General features: G+C 66.9%; 19 protein-coding genes. 15 read left to right on the top strand and 4 right to left on the bottom strand.

Translation table 11 applies throughout. The features are described 5' to 3' along the window. Positions 1–23: 23 nt before the first annotated feature. Positions 24–848 carry a DUF1684 domain-containing protein gene (locus ACFVWT_RS20635; RefSeq protein ID WP_390251175.1) on the top strand — a complete coding sequence of 275 codons (825 nt, stop codon included), beginning with the start codon at positions 24–26 and terminating at the stop codon, positions 846–848. A 96-nt stretch (positions 849–944) separates the two neighbouring features. Here ACFVWT_RS20635 and ACFVWT_RS20630 read toward each other — a convergent pair whose 3' ends face one another. Next, positions 945–2171 (bottom strand): acyl-CoA dehydrogenase family protein, encoded by a 1227-nt coding sequence (locus ACFVWT_RS20630; RefSeq protein ID WP_390251173.1) that lies wholly within the window; start codon positions 2169–2171, stop codon positions 945–947. Continuing rightward, positions 2168–3043 carry an SDR family NAD(P)-dependent oxidoreductase gene (locus ACFVWT_RS20625; RefSeq protein WP_390251171.1) on the bottom strand — a complete coding sequence of 292 codons (876 nt, stop codon included), beginning with the start codon at positions 3041–3043 and terminating at the stop codon, positions 2168–2170. Before ACFVWT_RS20625 ends, ACFVWT_RS20630 begins: the two co-directional genes overlap by 4 nt. Before the next feature lie 131 nt (positions 3044–3174). Here ACFVWT_RS20625 and ACFVWT_RS20620 point away from each other — a divergent pair, with 131 nt between their 5' ends. From ACFVWT_RS20620 to ACFVWT_RS20605, 4 genes are all read left to right on the top strand, one after another. Then, positions 3175–4416 (top strand): glycoside hydrolase family 76 protein, encoded by a 1242-nt coding sequence (locus ACFVWT_RS20620; protein WP_390251169.1) that lies wholly within the window; start codon positions 3175–3177, stop codon positions 4414–4416. A gap of 165 nt (positions 4417–4581) precedes the next feature. Then, a complete protein-coding gene (locus tag ACFVWT_RS20615) occupies positions 4582–5637 on the top strand; it encodes an iron ABC transporter substrate-binding protein (RefSeq protein WP_390251167.1) in 1056 nt (351 codons plus the stop codon). A gap of 4 nt (positions 5638–5641) precedes the next feature. Continuing rightward, positions 5642–7234, top strand: coding sequence for an ABC transporter permease (locus ACFVWT_RS20610; protein ID WP_390251165.1), 1593 nt, complete (start codon positions 5642–5644; stop codon positions 7232–7234). Next, positions 7231–8406: an ABC transporter ATP-binding protein gene (locus ACFVWT_RS20605; protein ID WP_390251163.1), complete on the top strand. Its 1176-nt coding sequence runs from the start codon at positions 7231–7233 to the stop codon at positions 8404–8406. The genes ACFVWT_RS20610 and ACFVWT_RS20605 overlap by 4 nt, the downstream gene beginning before the upstream one ends. An 18-nt stretch (positions 8407–8424) precedes the next feature. Here the strand turns inward: ACFVWT_RS20605 and ACFVWT_RS20600 are convergent, their stop codons facing one another. After that, positions 8425–9021 (bottom strand): YdeI family protein, encoded by a 597-nt coding sequence (locus tag ACFVWT_RS20600; protein ID WP_390251161.1) that lies wholly within the window; start codon positions 9019–9021, stop codon positions 8425–8427. An 84-nt stretch (positions 9022–9105) separates the two neighbouring features. On the opposite strand from ACFVWT_RS20600, the gene ACFVWT_RS20595 reads away from it, so the two are divergent. The 6 genes from ACFVWT_RS20595 to ACFVWT_RS20570 all read left to right on the top strand — a co-directional run bounded on the left by ACFVWT_RS20595 (position 9106) and on the right by ACFVWT_RS20570 (position 14526). Next, positions 9106–9822 carry a VOC family protein gene (locus tag ACFVWT_RS20595; RefSeq protein WP_390251159.1) on the top strand — a complete coding sequence of 239 codons (717 nt, stop codon included), beginning with the start codon at positions 9106–9108 and terminating at the stop codon, positions 9820–9822. Positions 9823–9870: 48 nt separating this feature from the next. Beyond that, a complete protein-coding gene (locus ACFVWT_RS20590) occupies positions 9871–10410 on the top strand; it encodes an NUDIX hydrolase family protein (protein WP_390251157.1) in 540 nt (179 codons plus the stop codon). A 108-nt stretch (positions 10411–10518) separates the two neighbouring features. Next, positions 10519–11592 (top strand): DUF6707 family protein, encoded by a 1074-nt coding sequence (locus tag ACFVWT_RS20585; protein ID WP_390251155.1) that lies wholly within the window; start codon positions 10519–10521, stop codon positions 11590–11592. 76 nt (positions 11593–11668) lie between these two features. Further along, positions 11669–12394 carry an SRPBCC domain-containing protein gene (locus ACFVWT_RS20580; RefSeq protein ID WP_390251153.1) on the top strand — a complete coding sequence of 242 codons (726 nt, stop codon included), beginning with the start codon at positions 11669–11671 and terminating at the stop codon, positions 12392–12394. A gap of 106 nt (positions 12395–12500) precedes the next feature. Beyond that, complete coding sequence (gene tgt, locus ACFVWT_RS20575) at positions 12501–13754, top strand: tRNA guanosine(34) transglycosylase Tgt (protein WP_390251346.1); 1254 nt, start codon at positions 12501–12503, stop codon at positions 13752–13754. A gap of 22 nt (positions 13755–13776) precedes the next feature. After that, positions 13777–14526, top strand: coding sequence for a dienelactone hydrolase family protein (locus ACFVWT_RS20570; protein ID WP_390251151.1), 750 nt, complete (start codon positions 13777–13779; stop codon positions 14524–14526). Positions 14527–14574: 48 nt separating this feature from the next. Here the strand turns inward: ACFVWT_RS20570 and ACFVWT_RS20565 are convergent, their stop codons facing one another. Then, the gene (locus ACFVWT_RS20565; RefSeq protein WP_390251149.1) at positions 14575–15270 is read right to left on the bottom strand and encodes a queuosine precursor transporter; all 696 of its coding nucleotides are present in this window, start codon (positions 15268–15270) and stop codon (positions 14575–14577) included. 246 nt (positions 15271–15516) lie between these two features. Here ACFVWT_RS20565 and ACFVWT_RS20560 point away from each other — a divergent pair, with 246 nt between their 5' ends. The 4 genes from ACFVWT_RS20560 to ACFVWT_RS20545 all read left to right on the top strand — a co-directional run bounded on the left by ACFVWT_RS20560 (position 15517) and on the right by ACFVWT_RS20545 (position 18474). Then, on the top strand, positions 15517–16173 hold the full coding sequence (locus ACFVWT_RS20560) for a TetR/AcrR family transcriptional regulator (protein WP_390251147.1): 657 nt from the start codon (positions 15517–15519) through the stop codon (positions 16171–16173). A 54-nt stretch (positions 16174–16227) separates the two neighbouring features. Next, positions 16228–17133, top strand: coding sequence for a TIGR01777 family oxidoreductase (locus ACFVWT_RS20555; protein WP_390251145.1), 906 nt, complete (start codon positions 16228–16230; stop codon positions 17131–17133). Then, positions 17130–17561, top strand: a complete 432-nt coding sequence (locus ACFVWT_RS20550; RefSeq protein WP_390251143.1) for a hypothetical protein — start codon at positions 17130–17132, stop codon at positions 17559–17561. The genes ACFVWT_RS20555 and ACFVWT_RS20550 overlap by 4 nt, the downstream gene beginning before the upstream one ends. Positions 17562–17631: 70 nt before the next feature. After that, positions 17632–18474, top strand: a complete 843-nt coding sequence (locus ACFVWT_RS20545; RefSeq protein ID WP_390251141.1) for a hydroxymethylpyrimidine/phosphomethylpyrimidine kinase — start codon at positions 17632–17634, stop codon at positions 18472–18474. The last annotated feature ends 39 nt before the right edge of the window (positions 18475–18513 follow it).

Here is an 18513-nt window from a genome sequence, read left to right as displayed (position 1 = left end):
CCAGGCACAACGAACGAGGAACCATGAATACTTCCACTGACGCGCAACTGGAACGCTGGAACCGGTTCCGCTCCAACCGCAACAAGGCGCTGGCCAGCGAGCACGGCTGGCTGACCCTCACATCGTTCCAGTGGCTGGAAAGCCGGCCCGCCGCCGTCGACCTCGTCCCTGGTCTCTGGTCAACGGACGGGACGACGGCGTTCCTCACCGCTGCGGCGGCCGACGGACTGACGCTGGTGGCAACGGGCCAAGCCGTGGACGGCACCATTTCCGCCGCGCTGGCGGATGAGGAGTCGCTGATGTGGGTCCAGTTCGGCGGCGACGACGGCAGGCAGGTGGTGGTGGAACTGGCCATGCGCGCGGACAAGTACGCAATCCGAACCCGCGATTCCCGGTCGCCGGTGTTTACGGAGTTCGACGGCGTGCCCACCTTTGGGTACCGCCCCGACCTGGTGATCGACGCCGAGTTCCACCCGTATCCGGAGCCCGTGGATGTTCCCATCGGCACCGCCAACCCGCTGGTGGACGGCGTGCACCGCACAGTCGGTGAGCTGGTGTTCCGGCTTCCCGGCAAGGACCACGAGTTCCACCTGCAGGCGGAAGAGGAGAAGCTCGGAGCCCTGACCGTCACGTTCCACGACGAAACCAACGGGGACTCGACGGACGAGTGGCGCAAGGTGTCCACGGCGCGGCCCCGGCCGGACGGCTCAGTGGTCCTGGACTTCAACCGCGCCATCAACTACCCGAGCGCCTTCACGCCCTACGGGACCTGCCCCATGCCGGTGAAGAACAACAGCCTGGACTACCGGATCGAAGCCGGCGAGAAGGACCCGATGATCGCCGGCTGAGCGCGAACGGACAGATAAGCCCTGCCGGCTGAGCGCGAACGGACACTTGAGGCCCACCCTCCGAGGGCCCCAAGTGTCCGTTCGCGCTCATCAGGGCTACACGATGGCGGACACTCCGGTGACGGCGCGGCCCACGATCAGCGTGTTGATCTCGAACGAGCCCTCGTAGGTGTAAATCGCCTCCGCATCGGCGAAGATCTTGGCCATCCGGAAATCCGACACAATCCCGTTACCGCCCAGGATGGAGCGTCCCATGGCCACGGTTTCGCGCATCCGGGCGCTCGTGTACGACTTCGCCAGCGCCACCTGCGCCATCTCCGCCGCCCCGTCCTGCTGGAGCTGCGCGATGCGCACCATCATGCCCATGCTGGCCACCGCATTGCCGAGCATGGTCACCAGCTGCTGCTGGATGAGCTGGAATTTGGCTAGCGGACGTCCGAACTGCTGGCGTTCGACGGCGTGCTGCCGGGCAACGTCGAACGCCGCCAGCTGCTGGCCCACCGCCTGCCACGCCACCATGATCCGGGACCCGCGGAGCAGTTCGTTGGTGTCCTCGAAGCTTCCGATCCCGGCGAATCGGTCTGCCTCCGCGACCCGGACATCCCGGAAGACAATGTCCGCGTTCTGCACCGTGCGCAGGGCGATCTTGTTTTCGATCCGGCTCCGGCGGACGCCCGGGAGGGCCGCGTCCACGATGAATCCCCGGATGGCGCCGTCGGCCTCGTCCCGGGCCCACACGAGCATGTAGTCGCAGAACGTCCCGTTGCCGATCCAGCGTTTGGCGCCGTTGAGGATCCAGCAGTCGCCGCCGTCGTCCGCTCCCCCGGGAACGCGCCGCGCCCGCGTTTCCATTCCGCCGGCCACATCGGACCCGTGCTCCGGCTCGGTCAGCGCAAAGGCGCCGGTGGTGCGGAGGCTTGCGGCGTCGTCGAGAAGGCGGGCCTTCTGCTCGTCGGAGCCGAACCCATAGAGGGATTCCACGAAGAGGTCATGGTGCACCAGGAAGAACGTGGCGATGGACGTGTCCACCCTGGTGATCTCGGCAATGACCAGGCCCGCGAACAGGTGGCTGTAGCCGCGCTGGGCCGGGGCGCTCAATTCGAGGGCGGCCAGCTTGGGCAGGATGTGGGCGGGAAATTCGGCGTTGTTCCACCACTCTGTGGCGAACGGCGCGATCTCGGCGGCCAGGAATGCGCGCAGTTCCTCCAGCTTCCGCCGCTCCCGGTCGCTGAGCAGTGATTCGAACCCGAAAAAGTCGGCCGTGGGTAGCGAATCCGCCAGGCCCGCCGGCGCGGGCTGCACCGGGATCGACGCCGGGGTCACTTCGGTCCCATCCGGATGGCGCCGTCGAGGCGGATGGTTTCGCCGTTGAGCATGGCGTTGTCCACGATATGCGCGGCCAGGTTGGCGTATTCGGCCGGCCGGCCCAGGCGGGACGGGTGCGGGACTTGCTTCCCCAGCGAATCCTGGGCTTCCTGCGGCAGCCCGGCCATCATGGGTGTCTCGAAGATGCCCGGCGCAATGGTGACCACGCGGATCAGGGACCGGGCCAATTCACGGGCAATCGGCAGGGTCATGGCCGCCACGGCACCCTTGGATGCAGCGTAGGCGGGCTGGCCGATCTGCCCGTCGAACGCGGCCACGGACGCGGTGTTGATGATGACCCCGCGCTCAGGTCCGCCCAGCTCGGTCACGGCGGCCTCGGTGGCGGCCATGGCGGCGGCCGCGAGGCGGATTACGTTGAAGGTGCCCACGAGGTTGATCTGGATGACGCGGTTGAAGGTGTCCAGCGGCAGCACGCCCTCGCGGCCAAGGACTTTCCCCGGGGTGGCGATCCCGGCGCAGTTCACCACAATACGCAGCGGCCCCAGGGCGACGGCGGCGTCGACGGCGGCCTGGACCTGGTTTTCGTTGGTCACGTCGGCCGGGACAAACACGGCGGTTCGCACGGAAGCTCTGGACGCGTTCGCCTCGCCGGCAGCCTCGCCGGCGGCAGTCCCGACCCCGCCGGGTCCGGGGCCGCCTGCACCGGCCCCGCCGGTAGCGTTCAGTTCCGCTGCGTACGCTTCGCCGGGCGACGACGGCAGGTCCACCAGCACCACCGATGCCCCGGCGTCGAACAGTCGGCGCGCCGTTGCGGCACCTAGCCCGGAGGCTCCGCCTGTAATGAGCGCGACAGTACCTTTGATGTCCATGCATCCTCCTTGATGTGGAACCGAACCCGCCATAACGCTAGTTAATGAATGTTAACTGGAATGGACGGAAACCGCACGTTCGGCGGCCGTCCCCGAGGCATGGCGGCCGGACTCACCGCTAGGCTGGCAGCATGACCTCCCCAGACGCCGTCGCGCCCGCGGACTGGTCCGCCCGCGCCGACGAGGCCGCCCGGTCCGTGACCCGGATGTTCGGGCAGCGGCTATTCTTCCTGCCCGGAACGCATATCGCGGCGATCGAACGTCCGTCCAGCCGGCTGAAGAACCTCATGCGCCCCTGGCACTACTGGTGGCAGGCGCATTACGTGGACTGCCTCGTGGACGCCGGCCGCCGTGAGCTGGCGCGGGGGGCAAGGTTCGACGGCGGGAGCCGGCCCAGTGCCGGACGGCTGGCCTCGCAGCTGGTCACCGGCATCCGGCTGCGCAACTTCCTTACGGTCGTCAACAGCTACTACGACGACATGGCCTGGCTCGCGCTGTCCACCCTCCGGCTGGAGAAACTCGCCGAAGACAGCCGAAAGCCGGGCAGCCGGCGCAACGCCCGCATCCGGCAAAGCCTCACGCTGCAGTTCGATTCCGCCTCCACGGATGACCTTGGCGGCGGCACCTTCTGGAGCAAGAAAAGGGACTTCAAGAACACGCCCGCCACGGCTCCGGTGGCGCTCTACTATGCCCGCACCGGTAATGCCGTCAAGGCCCAGGCCCTGGTGGACTGGCTGCACGCCAAGCTGTTCGACCCCGCCCAGGGCATGTACCAGGACGGGCTGCGGATCGGCGCGGGCGGCGAAGTGGTGCTGGAAGCCGCCATTTACACCTACAACCAGGGCCCGGTCCTCGGGGCGCTGCTGGAGCTCGGCGGCCGGGGGAACCTTGACCGGGCCGCCGACCTGGTGGGCGCCGTGTCCCGCAACCTCACCCGCCCCGCCGCCCTCGAGTCCGGCAGGACAGCCGCTGTGCTCCGTTGCGACGGATCAGGCGACGGCGGCCTGTTTACCGGAATCCTGGCGCGGTACCTTGCGCTCGCGGCAGCGGACGGGCGGCTGCCCGACCGGACGCGCGCCACTGCGGCTGCCCTGGTTGCGGAGACCGCGCAGGCGCTCTGGGAGGGCCGCCGCGCCGTGGATCCGCAGGAACCGCTGGCTCGCCATGGCGCGCACGTGGTGTTCCCGGTGTTCCCCGAGACACCGGCGGCCCGGTCCTATCCGGCGGGTGCCGTCGTCGAACTTTCCACCCAGCTCCAGGCCTGGATGGTGCTGGAGGCCGCCGCGGTGCCCCAGGTCGGTGCCCCAGGGCACCCGGCCTGGGGCACCGACCTGACAATCGAACGCCCCCACCCTCCGGGCGGCGGTAATTAAGTCACGTAAAAGTTCCGTAATTGATGTGATCCTGATCACTTAAGCCTGCTTCGGCTTGGTTCCTTAGGTTTGGCTAACCTACAGTTTTTTGCAGTGAGCATGCCCTAACTTCCCCCTCATGCGGACTCCGGTCCACCGAGAGTTTTTTCCAGAAAGAAGCCCCCAATGAAGATCCGCACCAACGCGCTGGCAGGAATCGCACTCGCCGCCACCGCAGCCCTCGGCCTCGCCGCCTGCGGCTCCGGAAGTTCCACCCCCGCTGCCAGCACCGCCGCGGCCGATGGCAAGGTCTCCGGCGAAATCACCGTCTACAACGCCCAGCACGAAAGCCTGACCAAGGAATGGGTTGACGCTTTCACCGCGGAAACCGGCGTCAAGGTCACCCTCCGCCAGGGCGATGACACCGAGATGTCGAACCAGATCATCCAGGAAGGCGCCGCCTCACCGGCCGACGTGTTCCTCACGGAAAACTCGCCCGCAATGGCGCAGGTTGAGAACGCTGGCCTCTTCGCGGACGTGGACAAGGCCACCGTTGGCCAGGTGCCCGCCGAGTTCCGCCCCTCCACCAACAAGTGGACCGGCATCGCCGCCCGCTCCACGGTCCTGGTCTATGACAAGGCCAAGTTGAGTGAGGACAAGCTGCCGAAGTCCATGCTGGACCTGGCCAAGCCGGAGTGGAAGGGCAAGTGGGCCGCCTCGCCGTCCGGCGCAGACTTCCAGGCCATCGTTTCGGCCTTGGTTGAGCTCAAGGGCGAAGCCGCGGCCGAGGAATGGCTCAAGGGCATGAAGGAGAACTACAAGGCGTACAAGGGCAACAGCACAGCCATGAAGGCCGTCAACGCCGGTGAAGTGGACGCCGCCCTGATCTACCACTACTACTACTACGGCGACCAGGCGAAGACGGGCGAGAACTCCAAGAACGTCACTCCGTACTACTTCAAGAACCAGGACCCGGGCGCATTCGTCTCCGTCTCCGGCGGCGGCGTGCTGAAGACCTCCAAGAACGCGGCGGCTGCCCAGGCATTCCTGAAGTTCATCACCGGCAAGAAGGGCCAGGAAGTCCTCCAGAAGGGCACCTCCTTCGAGTACGCCATTGCATCCGATGTCCCGGCCAACGAGAAGCTGGTCCCGCTGAAGGACCTGCAGGCACCCACTGTTGACCCGGCCAAGCTCAACTCCGAAAAGGTCACCGAACTGATGACCAAGGCAGGACTCCTGTAACTCAGTGGAAACTGACCTAGCGGCACCGGAAACTTCCGGAAGCACGACGACGGCGGGTAGGGGCAAGCGCCCCCGCCCGCCTTTCGGCGTTTCCGCAGTATCCCTCATCGCCATTCTCATTGCCCTGTTTTCGCTGATCCCCCTGGGGTACGTGATCGTCATGACGGTCGCTACGGGCTGGGACACCGCCGTCGGGCTGATCTTCCGTGAGCGCGTCGGCGAGCTTCTCCTCAACACGGTGCTGCTGATGGCAATCACCGTGCCGCTCTGCGTGGTTCTGGGGGTGGGCGGGGCCTGGCTGGTGGAACGGACCACCCTCCGCGGCCACAAGTGGTGGGCCGTGCTGCTGGCCGCGCCGCTGGCCATCCCCGCCTTCGTCAACAGCTACGCCTGGGTTTCCGCCGTGCCGTCCATGGGCGGCCTCTGGTCCGGTGTCCTGATCGCCACGCTGTCCTATTTCCCGCTCGTCTACATCCCCGCCGCAGCCACCCTCAGCAGGCTTGACCCCGCGATCGAGCAGTCCGCGGCCTCCTTGGGCCTGGGCGCGTGGCGCACCTTCTTCCGGGTGGTCCTCCCGCAGCTCCGAATCGCCATGACCGGCGGCGCGCTGCTGGTCTCGCTGCACCTGCTGGCTGAATACGGTGCCTTTGCGATGATCCGCTTTGACACGTTCACCACCGCGATCATGGTTCAGTACCAGTCCACGTTCAACGGCACGGCCGGGAACATGCTGGCCAGCGTGCTCGTCTTCTTCTGCCTCATCCTGCTCCTGGTGGAGGTGCGGAGCCGCGGCACCGCCCGATACGCCCGTGTGGGCTCCGGCGCGCAGGCCAGGGCGCTGCGGCTTCCCCTGCACGTCTACCAGGCTCCGGCCCAGCTTTTCCTGGCCGGACTTACGGCGTTGGCGTTCGGGTTGCCGCTGACGTTTGTCCTGCGCTGGATCGTCGCAGGCGGGGGCGATATTTGGGTAGCCGACGAATTCCTTCCGGCCCTGATACAGACCATGGGCTACGGGCTGGCGGGTGCGCTAGCCACCACCGTGGTGGCGTTCCCCATGGCCTACCTTGCCGTGCGGCACCCCAGCTGGTTCAGCAAGGCTTTGGAGCTGTCCAACTACGTCACCAGTTCCATGCCGGGCATCGTGGTGGGCCTGGCCTTCGTGACCGTGAGCATCAGGGTTGCCCCGGGCTTCTACCAGACCACCGTGCTCCTCATTGCCGCGTATGTGCTGTTGTTCCTGCCCCGCGCGCTGGTGAACATCCGGGCCGGCCTGTCCCAGGCGCCCAAGGAACTCGACGAAGCCGCGCAGGCGCTGGGCAAGCCGCCGCTGGTGTCCTTCATACGCGTCACGCTGCGGCTCACGGCGCCCGCTGCGGCAGGCGGGGCCGCCCTTGTGTTCCTAGCAATCGTCAACGAACTGACGGCCACCCTGCTGCTCTCCCCCAATGGCACACGGACCCTTGCCACGGAATTTTGGAGCAAAAGCAGCGAGATCGATTACGCCGGCGCGGCACCGTATGCGCTGCTGATGATCCTCATCTCCGCCCCCATGACCTACCTCCTCTTCCAGCAGTCCAAGAAAGTGGCCGGCCAGTGACAGAACAATCCCCCTCCAGGCTTCCGGAACCACGGATAGCCCCGTCCGTGGCGCCCAGCACCAACAGCCATCTGGAGATCGAGGCCGTCACCAAGAATTTTGGTTCCCAGGCGGTCCTCAAGGGCGTCAACCTGTCCGTGGCCAAGGGCGGAACCACCGCAATCGTGGGCCCGTCCGGCTCGGGCAAAACCACCCTGCTGCGCCTCATTGCGGGCTTCGAGCATCCCGACACCGGCAGCATCTCCCTCAACGGCGCCAAGGTGGCGGGCGACGGTTTCTGGGTGCCCGCGCACAAACGCCACGTCGGCTACGTCGCCCAGGACGGAGCCCTGTTCCCGCACCTCACCGTGGGCCAGAACATCTCCTTCGGCCTCAGCGCCAGCCGCCTCTCCGGCGGGCGTCGCGAGGTCGCGGCCCGGGTCGCCGAACTCCTGGAAATGGTGTCCCTCGATCCGTCCATGGCCAAGCGCCGGCCGCACCAGCTGTCCGGCGGTCAGCAACAGCGCGTGGCACTGGCCCGCGCCCTGGCCCGCGAGCCGGAGCTGATGCTGCTGGACGAACCCTTCTCCGCCCTGGACGCAGGCCTCCGCGTGGCCACCCGCCGCGCCGTGGCCAAGGTCCTCAATGAAGCCGGTGTGACCACCATCCTAGTCACGCACGACCAAGCCGAAGCGCTCTCCTTCGCCGACCAGGTGGCCGTGATGCGCGGGGGCAGGCTGGCCCAGATCGGCAATCCTTTCGTGGTCTACACCCGCCCGGCGGACCGTGCCACGGCGGAGTTCCTGGGCGACGCCGTCATCCTGGACGCGTGGATGGAGGGCTCGCTGGCCACGTGCTCGCTCGGCGGCATTCCGGTGCGCAGGCCCCCGGCCCAGGGCCGCGTGCAGCTCATGCTGCGGCCCGAGCAGATCCGCATCGCCGAAGACGGCCCCATCCGCGGTGTGGTGGTCGACACGGACTACTTCGGCCCGGAAACCACCGTGCGCCTGAAGCTGGCCGTGCCCCCGGAACTGGCAGCCGGGGCCGTCCCGGACCACCGATTCCCGGGCGGCGGCGAAGTGATCACCATCCGGCACTGGAACGCCTCCATCGCGCGGCCGGGCATGGAGCTCTGCCTGCGCGTGGTGGGCGAGGCCGTGGCCTTCCCCGTGGACGAGGACGCCAGCGCCTGACCCGCGGGAGGTTGCACGTTACCCGGCGGGGCGCTTCTTCTGCGGATACGGAGTCTCGCCGCGTGCCAGCATCTCCACGAACCCGGCAATCTTCCGTTCCCGGGTGGCGGCCTGCTTGACCGAGTTGGTGCGGTAGATCAAGGCAAAGCGGTTCACCGAGGTCAGCACGTCGAACATGGCCTGCGCCCGCGGTTCGGCGGCGATGGCAGCCGCAAGGTCCGCAGGCACTTCCGCGGACGCCTGCCCGGTATACGCAGCTTCCCAGCGGCCATCCGCTTTGGCGGCCTCGACCGCGGCCCGGCCGGCCTCCGTCATCCTGCCTGCTGCTTCGAGCTTTCCGATGCGTTCCACGTTCCGCGCCGACCACACGCTCTTCGGTCCGCGGCGCGTCATCCGCTGGAAGGAACTGTCGTCGTCGCGCCTTTTTCCCTGTCCGTCGATCCACCCGAAGCACAGGGCCTCCTGCAGTGCCGCTTCATAGTCCAGCTCGGTGGTGTTGCCGCCCTTCTTGTGCAGCACCAGCCAAACCCCCGGGCTCGTGTCGTGGTGCTGCTCCAGCCAACTGCGCCATTCGGCAGCGTCCTTCACCAGCAGTTCCTCAAGTTCGATGGCCATGGCAACATTCTGCCCTCCGGCTTTCCTTAAACAAGGCGTGGCATCATGGCATTGCCACCGTCATTCCTACTCCTTGGAGATCCAATGCTGCGTGTCCGCCCCATCCATTTCACTTCCCGCCCGGACCATTGGGAGCATCTCCTCACGGCGCTGGGAATGGTGAAGACCGTCGACGACGGTCCCTGGAAAGAGTACGACGCCGGTTCGGGCCGCCTGGCGCTGCACCCCGCCGAAGCCGGCTCCGCCGAAGATGGCACGACGTCGTTCGGCGTCGAGGTGGGCGACCTCGCCGAATTCGCCCGGCGGACCAACCTGGCCTCCGTGGAGGACGGGACCACCCCGGCCGAGCTTATCGACGCGGATCACGGCGCCTCCTGCCGGATCACGGGCCAGGACGGTTTCAGCTTCTTCGCGGACAAAGCCGCCCACGGCGCCCAGTGCGCGGACGCCGATCCGGGACTCGCCGTCGTCGAGGTCTGGTTCACGCCGGACGCCGCTGCGGCGGCACAGACCCTGCGGAACATGGGCGCGCGGCTCCGGCCGGTGCCGGATGACGACGAAACCGTGGATTTCACCGCCAAGAACGGCGGGGTGCTGATGGTGCGCCCCGTCGAGGGCGCCGCCCGGCCGGGTCTGGGCTTTGAGTACACGGGCGAGCTGCCGGTTCTGCGGGACCGTCTGGCCGCAGCGGGCATCAAAGTGACCATGACGGAAGAGGCATTCGGGCGGACTCTGCATGTGGCCAATCCGGACGCCGCAGCGGCGGACGCCCAGGCGCTCTGGGTTGCTTCCCGTCACTGAAGGGCGGTCCAGCGCGGGGTTCTGGCAGGGATGGGGTAGAACTTAAGCATGAACGTGCGCACTCCTGACCCGAATCCCGGCTGGCTGTCCGATGAGGACCTCTTCGAAGCCAGGGGCCGGCTTCCCATGGTTTACGTGGAAGCCGTACCCGTCCGCCTTGATCCGCTGGGGTTCGTGAACGAAGTCGGCACGCTGCTGCAGGCCGACGAGGACGGAACCATGATCCGCTCCCTCGTCTCCGGCCGCGTCCTGTACCGCGAAACCATCCGCGCCGCCCTGCTCCGTCACATGGAGAAGGACCTCGGCCCCCTGGCATTCCCGCAGCTGCCCATCAGCCCGGTGCCGTTCACCGTCGCCGAGTACTTCCCGGCGCCGTCCCACACGGGGTTCACCGACGACCGCCAGCATGCCGTTTCGCTGGCCTACATCATTCCGGTCACGGGCGAATGTGAGCCCCGCCAGGACGCCTTGGAGCTCACCTGGATGACCCCCGAAGAGGTCTTGAGCCCTGACGTGCAGCTGGAATTCAGCGGCGGTCGCGGCGCGCTGGTCCGGCAGGCACTCGCGTTCGCGGGAGTCGGCAACTAAGCCCCGCGGCGTCAGCGGGGACGCTCGAAGGATCCCGGGCGTCCCCGATTTCAGGCAGGCTCCTTTGTAGACTGTAGGGCGGACCGCAAGAGAACTTAAGGACTCCCGATGACCCACCGCCCAGCCGCCCAGCACTACAGCGAGCTCCAGGCTGGCTCTCTGCAGACCGGCCACCTGCTGCTCCTACCCGACGGCGAACGGTCCGCCGAAGTCCAGAGCGTACTCGTTGAGGACGACGACTTCGGCACCCCGGCCGTTGTCCTCGCAACGCTCACCGGCGGCGGGATCCTCCGCATCGCCGCCGGCTCAACAGTGCTGGTGGCGGGCACCGGCGCGGCCTTGGAAGCAACCTCCACCGGCAGCACCGCAGTCAACGACGGCGGCGAAGAGACGGCGGTTTCCGAAGAGCCCGACGCCGACACCCCGCTTAAGCTCGTTGAACCCCCCGCCGCCCGGGCAGACTCCGCCGGGGAGGACGCCGCGCCGGCGGTTCCCGCCGTCGTCGTACCTCCCCTTCCCGCCACCACGCCGGCCGCGGCTGCCACGGCGGCCGGTCCGACTGAGGAAGAGCTGGCGCTGATACCGGAACCTTCGGGAACACCCGAATCGGTGGTGGAGGCGGTTGCGTCCGCCCATCCGGACGCGATGGGCGTGATGCTGCTGAGCGACCGCCTGGCCAAGGGCATCAACACCAAGTCGGGTAGCTGCCTCAAGGACCTGAACGACCTCGCCCACGAACTTTTCGTCGCACTCAGGGATGCCGAAGGTGCCCTCGCCGTGGCAGACCTGCTCAACGTGCTGCCCTTCGATGGCAACCCGGGCCGCTGGACGTCCGTCGAGGCGGCACTTGCCCTGTCCAGCTACATCTGCCGCCAGACCGGGCAGGAGGAACGTGCCGAGGTCTACGAGAAGCTCCTCCGCGCCCCGGACGCGATGGAAACGGACCCGTTCAAGGCCCGGATGAATGCCAAGGTCCGCCAGCGCTCGCTGAACGAACCCAATCTGTATGACAAGGAAATCTTCCGGGCCATCGACAACTCGAACCCGGACGCCGAACGCGAATGGCGGCTGCTGCGGCTGGAGGCCCTGATGTTCCTGCGGGCGCACGGCGGCTCGGAAACCATCGGGCTGAAGGAACTGGAACGCCGGATCGGCAACGAACTGGAGTCCGTGCGGGCCTGAGGCCAGTTGGCCCTGGTCGTTGACCCGTTCCCGTTAGGCCCTACCCGGGCGGCGCCGGGAGTTGTAGATTCGCCACATGACGAACAATCTGAGCGTTGTGATCAACTCCGATGCGCAGCAGGTTTGGACAATGCTGCGTGAACCGGCCAAAGTTGCCCAGTGGCACGGCTGGGAGGCGGACGACCTTGCCGCCGAAATCAACGAGATCTACTTTAAGGACACCGTGGTGGAAGGCCGGGACCACACCAGCCTCACCGTGGACGGCGGGGACGAGTTCACCCTGAAACCCGTCCCCGCCGGCACCGAGGTGAGCGTGACCCGGGCCGCCCTGGACCACAATTCCGAGTGGGCTGCCTGGGACGAGGACATCACCCAAAGCTGGCTGACGTTCCTCCAGCAGCTCCGCTTCGCACTGGAACACCACCCGCACGGCAAACGCCGCACGGCGTTCTTTTCCGTTCCGGGAGGAGAAGGTTCGGCAATCGACAAGCTTGGCCTGGGGGACCTCCCCAAGCCGGGCGAGCCCTATTCGCTGACTCTTGCGACCGGGGAGGAGATCTCCGGCAAGGTCTGGTACCGGACCAACCACCAGGTGGGGCTCACCGTGCACAGCTACGCCGAGCACGGCGACGGCCTGCTGGTCGTTGCCGACCAGCCGCCCATTGCCGAAATAAGGCCCGACGGCGGGTCCATGGTGATCGTGTCCACCTACGATCTGGGAGCGCACCGGCTGGAGGAAATCCGCAACAGCTGGGACACCTGGCGGGCTGAGAACTATCCCACATCGGACCCGGTGCACTGACCGCCGGCTAAGTTTCCCGAGGCCAAGCTGGCACACTTGAACCGTGCCAGCCAATACTGACAATACTGAACCGTCACTCCCGCCTGTCGAGCCGGACGCCGCAGCCCTGCAGTCCGAGTTCTCCTTCACCGTGGGCAAACGGCTGAGCGAGACGTGCTCACCGACTCCGGAGCAGGTGGCCGCCAACGGCGGAGAGTTCCTCGGCCGCACCGGTACCATCAGCACCCCGCACGGCGAGATCCAGACGCCGGCGTTCATCGCCGTGGGCACCAAGGCCACGGTGAAATCGGTGTTGCCCGAGTCCGTCGCCGAACTCGGCGCCCAGGCGGTGCTGGCCAACGCCTACCACCTGTACCTCCAGCCGGGGGCGGAGATCCTGGACGAAGCCGGCGGCCTGGGAGCCTTCATGAATTGGCGCGGGCCCACGTTTACGGACTCCGGCGGTTTCCAGGTGATGAGCCTCGGCTCCGGCTTCAAGAAAGTCATCGACATGAAGTCGGTGGACACTTCCGGGCCGGACGACGCCGTGGCGCCCGGCAAGGAACGGCTGGCGCACGTGGACGAGGAAGGCGTGTGGTTCAAGAGCCACCTCAACGGGGACAGGCACCGCTTCAGCCCCGAAATCTCCATGAACGTCCAGCATCAGATCGGCGCGGACATCATGTTCGCCTTCGATGAGTTGACCACCCTGCAGAATTCCCGCGGCTACCAGGAGGAGTCCCTGGAGCGCACCCGGCGCTGGGCCGAACGCTGCATCACCGAGCACTTCCGGCTGACCGCGTCCCGCGCGGGGAAGCCGTACCAGGCGCTGTTCGGTGTGATCCAGGGCGCCCAGTACGAGGACCTGCGCCGCCAGGCCTGCCGGGACCTCGGCGCCATGAACTTCGACGGCTTCGGCATCGGCGGGGCGCTCGAGAAAGAGAACCTGGGCACGATCGTGCGGTGGTGCAACGAGGAACTGCCGGAGAACAAGCCGCGGCACCTGCTGGGCATCTCCGAGCCGGATGACATCTTCACCGCGATCGAGAACGGCGCAGACACCTTCGACTGTGTCTCCCCCACCCGGGTGGCCCGGAATTCCGCGTTCTACCACCCGGAGGGTCGGTTCAACCTCTCCGGCGCCAAGTACAAGCGCGACTTCGGCCCGCTGCAGGAAGGCTGCGACTGCTACGCCTGCCTGAACTACTCCCGGGCCTACATCCACCACCTGTTCAAGGCCAAGGAGATGGTCTCGGCCACGCTGATCTCAATCCACAACGAGCGCTTCGTGGTGAAGATGGTGGACGACGCCCGGCTCGCCATCGAGGCCGGCAACTTCTTCGACTTCAAGGCCGAGACCCTGGGCCGGTACTACTCCTAGGCCCTTCGGATAGGCTGGCCGGATGCTCATCGAGATCCCAGCCGCAGACGGAACAGCCGAGGCCCTTGTCGCCCGCCCCTCCAACGGCCCGGGCCCGTGGCCGGGTGTCATCCTCTACATGGACGCCTTCGGTCTGCGTCCCCGCATCCAGGAGATGGCGCAGCGCATAGCTGACTGGGGTTACGTAGTCCTTGCGCCGAACGCCTTCTACCGCGAAGGGACGGCCGCGGAAATCCAACCGCGCACGGACATGACCACCCCGGAGGGCCGGGCTGCCGCCGGCAAAGCGGCGTTCCCGCGGGTCGGACGCCTCACTACGGACAAGGCGCAGCCGGACATTGACGCGTGGGTTGCCGCGCTGCGAACACTCGACGGCGTCGCACCGGGCCCGATCGGCACCTTCGGCTACTGCATGGGTGCCCGGCTCGCGGTGCGCACGGCCACCGCCCATCCTGAGGTGGTCGCAGCATGCGCGGGTTTCCACGGCGGCGGACTTGCCACAGACGCAGCTGACAGTCCCCATCTGGGACTCGGCAACGCCTCGGCCCGGTTCGTGTTCGGCCACGCCGATCATGATCAGAGCATGGATGCCGACGCCGTGGCGCGCCTGGGCGAGGTGCTCCGCACCGCGGGCCTCGAGGCTACGAACGAGATCTACTCCGGGGCCTCCCACGGCTATTCGATGGCCGACACCTCTGCATTCCACGCCGAGGCCACGGAGCGCCACTACCGCGAGCTGCGGGCCCTCCTCGACTCCACGCTGAAGGGCTGACGCCGCTGGCTGCCGCTGGCATTACCGGCGCGGGCGGCTCCGGGGCCGCTACGCGCCGTAGCTCGGTTCGCGCTTCTTGATCCAGCCGATGGCGGACGCAGTCACGGGGACAAAGAGGAACTCCACCAGGGTCTTGTAAAGGAAGCCCACCAGCACGTAGTTGACGAAGCTGCCGGCGTCCGTGATGCCGATGACGGACGCCGCAATGCTGCAGAAGATGAGGGTGTCCACGAACTCACCGGCCACTGACGAGCCCATGATCCTTGCCCACAGGGATTTCTCGCCCGTGCGGGCCTTCATTTTCACCAGGATCCAGGAGTTGATGGTCTGGCCGGCCAGGAACGCCAGCAGGGAAGCCAGCACGATCTGCGGAACCGGTCCCAGCGCACCTTCGAGTGCGGCCTGCTTGGAGGCACCGTACTCGTCGTCAAAGCCGGGAAGCGCGATGATCACCCAGTAGCAGGCTGAGGCGAACACGGACAGCGCAAACGTGGTGATGATTGCCTTGCGCGCCACCTTGAACCCGTAGACCTCGCTGATGACGTCGCCCAGGATGTAGGCCAGCGGAAAGAGGAAGAAGCCGCCGTCGGTGATGATCGGGCCGATCGCCACGCCCTTTGATGCCCCGATGTTGGACAGGATCAGCACCACCGCCATGACGGCCAGCAGGATGCCGAAATAGGGGGAACCGATCGAGGCGAATTTCGGCGCCGCGGAGGCGGGGAAAGTCTTGGCGGAAGTCATGGGTGATCCATTCGGAGTGGTTCGCGCGGCTGCCCGGAAAAGTAGCGGAGGAGATCCGCTGCGGCGGCCGGCTGTATTAGCACTGGGAGAGGTTCCCGCAGCGTGCTGCCGCCGAAACCGTGTTCCATTGTCGCACCACCGGGTGATGGAGGGTCCACTTCAGCGGATTCAGCAACAGATTTGAACACGTTCAGTTTTCGTGGCACACTGCTTGAACACGTTCAAAAACTGGAAGACGGCTATCCCATGGCAAGCAAGAGCGAACAGACCCGGCAGTTGGTGGCGGACGTGGCCCTGCGCATGTTCCGCGAGGTCGGCTTCGAGAAGACCACCATGCGCGCCATCGCCACCGAGGCCGGAGTGTCCGTGGGGAACGCCTATTACTACTTCGCATCCAAGGACGAACTGGTTCAGGAGCTCTACGTCCAGGTCCAGGCCGAGCACGCGGCGAAGGCTGCCGAAGCCGTCGAGGGCATCAAGGACCTCAGTGGCAGGCTCAAGGCGACGCTGCACGCCGGACTCGACGTTATGGAGCCGTACCACCGCTTCGGTGCCGAATTCATTGCCACGGCGATCCGGCCGGCGTCGCCCGTTAACCCGTTCTCCGGCGAGTCCTCGGCCGCCCGCGACGCCTCGCTGGCCATCTTCCGGCACATCGTGGAGGGCGCAAGCCCGGCGGTTCCGAGGAAATTCCGCGCGGACCTTCCGGAACTGCTGTGGCTCGGCTACATGGGTGTGGCACTCTTCTGGGTCTACGACTCGTCCGAGGACCGCCGCCGCACCCGGAAGCTGATCGACGGTGTGGCGCCGCTGATTGCACGCGGGCTTTCCCTCGCCAGGATTCCCGGCGTCAGCAAGGTCCTGGACGATGTCCTCAGCCTGAGCCGAAGCGTCCGGGACTAGCCGGGCACCAACGACGGCGGCAACCAGAGCCAGCAACGATCATTGGGGGGAATCATGAACAACAGAAAGACCGTGGTCCTGGCCGGCGCTTCCGGCTTCATCGGCGGCTATTTTCGGACGCGCTTCGAGCAGGACGGCTGGCAGGTGCGCGCCGTCGGCCGCACCGGCGCTGACACAGTCCGCTGGGGCGACGACGACGGACTCACCCGGGCACTTGACGGCGCCGAACTGCTGGTGAACCTCGCCGGACGTTCGGTGGACTGCCGCTACAGCCAACGGAACAAGGCGCAAATCCTGGACTCCCGGGTGTCCACGACGGCGGAACTAGGCCGCGCCGTGGCCCGCTGTTCCGCTCCCCCGGCGACCTGGCTCAACGCCAGCACCGGCACCATCTACCGCCACGCGGAAGACTCGCCCCAGTCGGAGCACGACGGCGAGCTGGGCCACGGGTTCTCCGTTGAGGTCGCCCGGGCCTGGGAGTCCGCCCTGGCCGCCGCCAAAACGCCCCTCACGCGCAAGGTCCCGCTCCGGATCTCCATCGTGTTCGGTCCGGGAGGCGGGGTGATGCGGCCCTTCGCGGCTCTCGCGAGGCTTGGACTCGGCGGGCACATGGGCAGCGGCAGCCAGAAGTTCAGCTGGGTCCATGTGGAGGACCTCTACCGCAGCGCGCTGTTTGTGCACCAGCGGACGGACCTGACGGGACCAGTCAACGTGGCCTCACCCGAGGTCGTGGACAACCGGGAACTGATGCGCCTGGTACGCCGTGCCTATGGTGTGCCGTTCGGCCTGCCGACGCCCGGCTGGCTGCTGGAGCTCGGCGCCGTGATGATCCGCACCGAGACGGAACTGGTCCTCAAGAGCCGCTGGGTCCAGCCGCGGAAACTGCTGGACGCCGGGTTCGCCTTCCGGTATGCCGAGCTGGGCAGGGCCCTCCAGGAGATTACCGGGCGGCGGGCATGAGCCGGCCGCAGCGCGTGGTGCTGGGGCCGGGCGCGGTGTGGCTCGGCATCCTCGTGACGCATGTGACGTTCTGCCTGGTCTTTAGCGTACGCACTCTGTTCCTGCCCCCGAGCGCCGTAGACTTCCCCTTCCTGCTGATCGCGGCCCTCGTGGTCGGTGCCATCCCCGCGGTAGTCATCGGCTGGGCCTTGGCCTTGCCGCTTGGCCTGCTGATGCGGCCGGTCAGCAGGCAGTGGCTTCACGTGGCCGCCTTCGGGCTGCTAGGCGTTGCCTTGGGAGCCCCGTTTGGAGGGTTCGGCTCTCCGCCGGACTTGTTCGCAGCGGCTGCGATGGGAACGTCGGCTGCGGTGGGCCGCCTTGCTGTATGGAAGCTTGCCAGGCAGTACGACGACGGCGGGCCGCCGGCATACGCACCCGACGTCCCGTAGCAGGCCTGGTTTAGTCATATTGGTCATCCGCACAATGCGGCGTTCTTGGGCCCAGTGGCAGTATGGGTGGATGACTTCTGTTGCTGCTGACACCTATCCCGCCGTCGCCCTGGCCATTGCCGGTTCCGAGGCGACGGGCGGTGCCGGTGCACAGGCGGACCTGAAGACGTTCCAGGAACTGGGTGTCTTTGGCATCGCCAACCTGACCTGCATCGTTTCCTTCAACCCGAACGACAACTGGAACCACCGTTTTGTCCCGGTGGACCAGCAGGTCATCGCGGACCAGCTGGAGGCGACGACGGCGGCGTACGGCGCCGCGTCCGGCGCGCCGTCCGTGCTGGACACTGTGAAGATCGGCATGCTGGGCAGCCCTGCCACTATTTCGACCGTGGCGTCCGTGCTGGCTGACGGCGGCTTCGCCAACGTGGTGCTGGACCCGGTGCTGATCTGCAAGGGCCAGGAACCGGGCCATGCACTGGACACGGACCAGGCACTGAAGGCGCAGATCCTGCCGCTGGCCACGTTTGTCACACCCAACCATTTCGAGGCCGAGTCGCTGTCCGGCCTGGAAATCACCGATGTCGAGTCCCTCACAGCCGCCGCCATCCGCATTCACGAGCTGAGCGGCGCCACGGTGCTGGCCAAGGGCGGCGTGCGCCTGGCCGGGCCCGACGCCGTCGACGTCTACTACGACGGCGACACCCTGGAAATTCTCTCCGCCCCCAAGGTGGGCGAAGTAGCTGTGTCCGGTGCCGGTTGTTCCCTCGCCGCCGCAGTGACGGCAGAGCTGGCCAAGGGTGCCACCCCGCTTGAGGCTGCACGGACGGCGAAGGCTTTTGTGACCGCCGGGATCCGCAACCGGGTGGCCTCGGGCGCCCCGTTCGATGCCCTCTGGCAGGGCGGCCCGCGCTAACCCCCGCCGGCCCTTCACAACCCTCTCTCACTTCTTGTG

Source organism: Arthrobacter sp. NPDC058288 (assembly GCF_042880995.1).
GTDB lineage: Bacteria > Actinomycetota > Actinomycetes > Actinomycetales > Micrococcaceae > Arthrobacter.
This window is presented reverse-complemented; position numbering and strand designations above follow the sequence as displayed.

Coding starts and splice junctions, on each gene's coding strand:
- ACFVWT_RS20570 (WP_390251151.1), top strand. CDS start 13,777: ATGCTCATCGAGATCCCAGCCGCAGACGGAACAGCCGAGGCCCTTGTC.
- ACFVWT_RS20615 (WP_390251167.1), top strand. CDS start 4,582: ATGAAGATCCGCACCAACGCGCTGGCAGGAATCGCACTCGCCGCCACC.
- ACFVWT_RS20565 (WP_390251149.1), bottom strand. CDS start 15,270: ATGACTTCCGCCAAGACTTTCCCCGCCTCCGCGGCGCCGAAATTCGCC.
- ACFVWT_RS20560 (WP_390251147.1), top strand. CDS start 15,517: ATGGCAAGCAAGAGCGAACAGACCCGGCAGTTGGTGGCGGACGTGGCC.
- ACFVWT_RS20550 (WP_390251143.1), top strand. CDS start 17,130: ATGAGCCGGCCGCAGCGCGTGGTGCTGGGGCCGGGCGCGGTGTGGCTC.
- ACFVWT_RS20600 (WP_390251161.1), bottom strand. CDS start 9,021: ATGGCCATCGAACTTGAGGAACTGCTGGTGAAGGACGCTGCCGAATGG.
- ACFVWT_RS20625 (WP_390251171.1), bottom strand. CDS start 3,043: ATGGACATCAAAGGTACTGTCGCGCTCATTACAGGCGGAGCCTCCGGG.
- ACFVWT_RS20595 (WP_390251159.1), top strand. CDS start 9,106: ATGCTGCGTGTCCGCCCCATCCATTTCACTTCCCGCCCGGACCATTGG.
- ACFVWT_RS20620 (WP_390251169.1), top strand. CDS start 3,175: ATGACCTCCCCAGACGCCGTCGCGCCCGCGGACTGGTCCGCCCGCGCC.
- ACFVWT_RS20555 (WP_390251145.1), top strand. CDS start 16,228: ATGAACAACAGAAAGACCGTGGTCCTGGCCGGCGCTTCCGGCTTCATC.
- ACFVWT_RS20580 (WP_390251153.1), top strand. CDS start 11,669: ATGACGAACAATCTGAGCGTTGTGATCAACTCCGATGCGCAGCAGGTT.
- ACFVWT_RS20585 (WP_390251155.1), top strand. CDS start 10,519: ATGACCCACCGCCCAGCCGCCCAGCACTACAGCGAGCTCCAGGCTGGC.
- ACFVWT_RS20635 (WP_390251175.1), top strand. CDS start 24: ATGAATACTTCCACTGACGCGCAACTGGAACGCTGGAACCGGTTCCGC.
- ACFVWT_RS20590 (WP_390251157.1), top strand. CDS start 9,871: ATGAACGTGCGCACTCCTGACCCGAATCCCGGCTGGCTGTCCGATGAG.
- ACFVWT_RS20545 (WP_390251141.1), top strand. CDS start 17,632: ATGACTTCTGTTGCTGCTGACACCTATCCCGCCGTCGCCCTGGCCATT.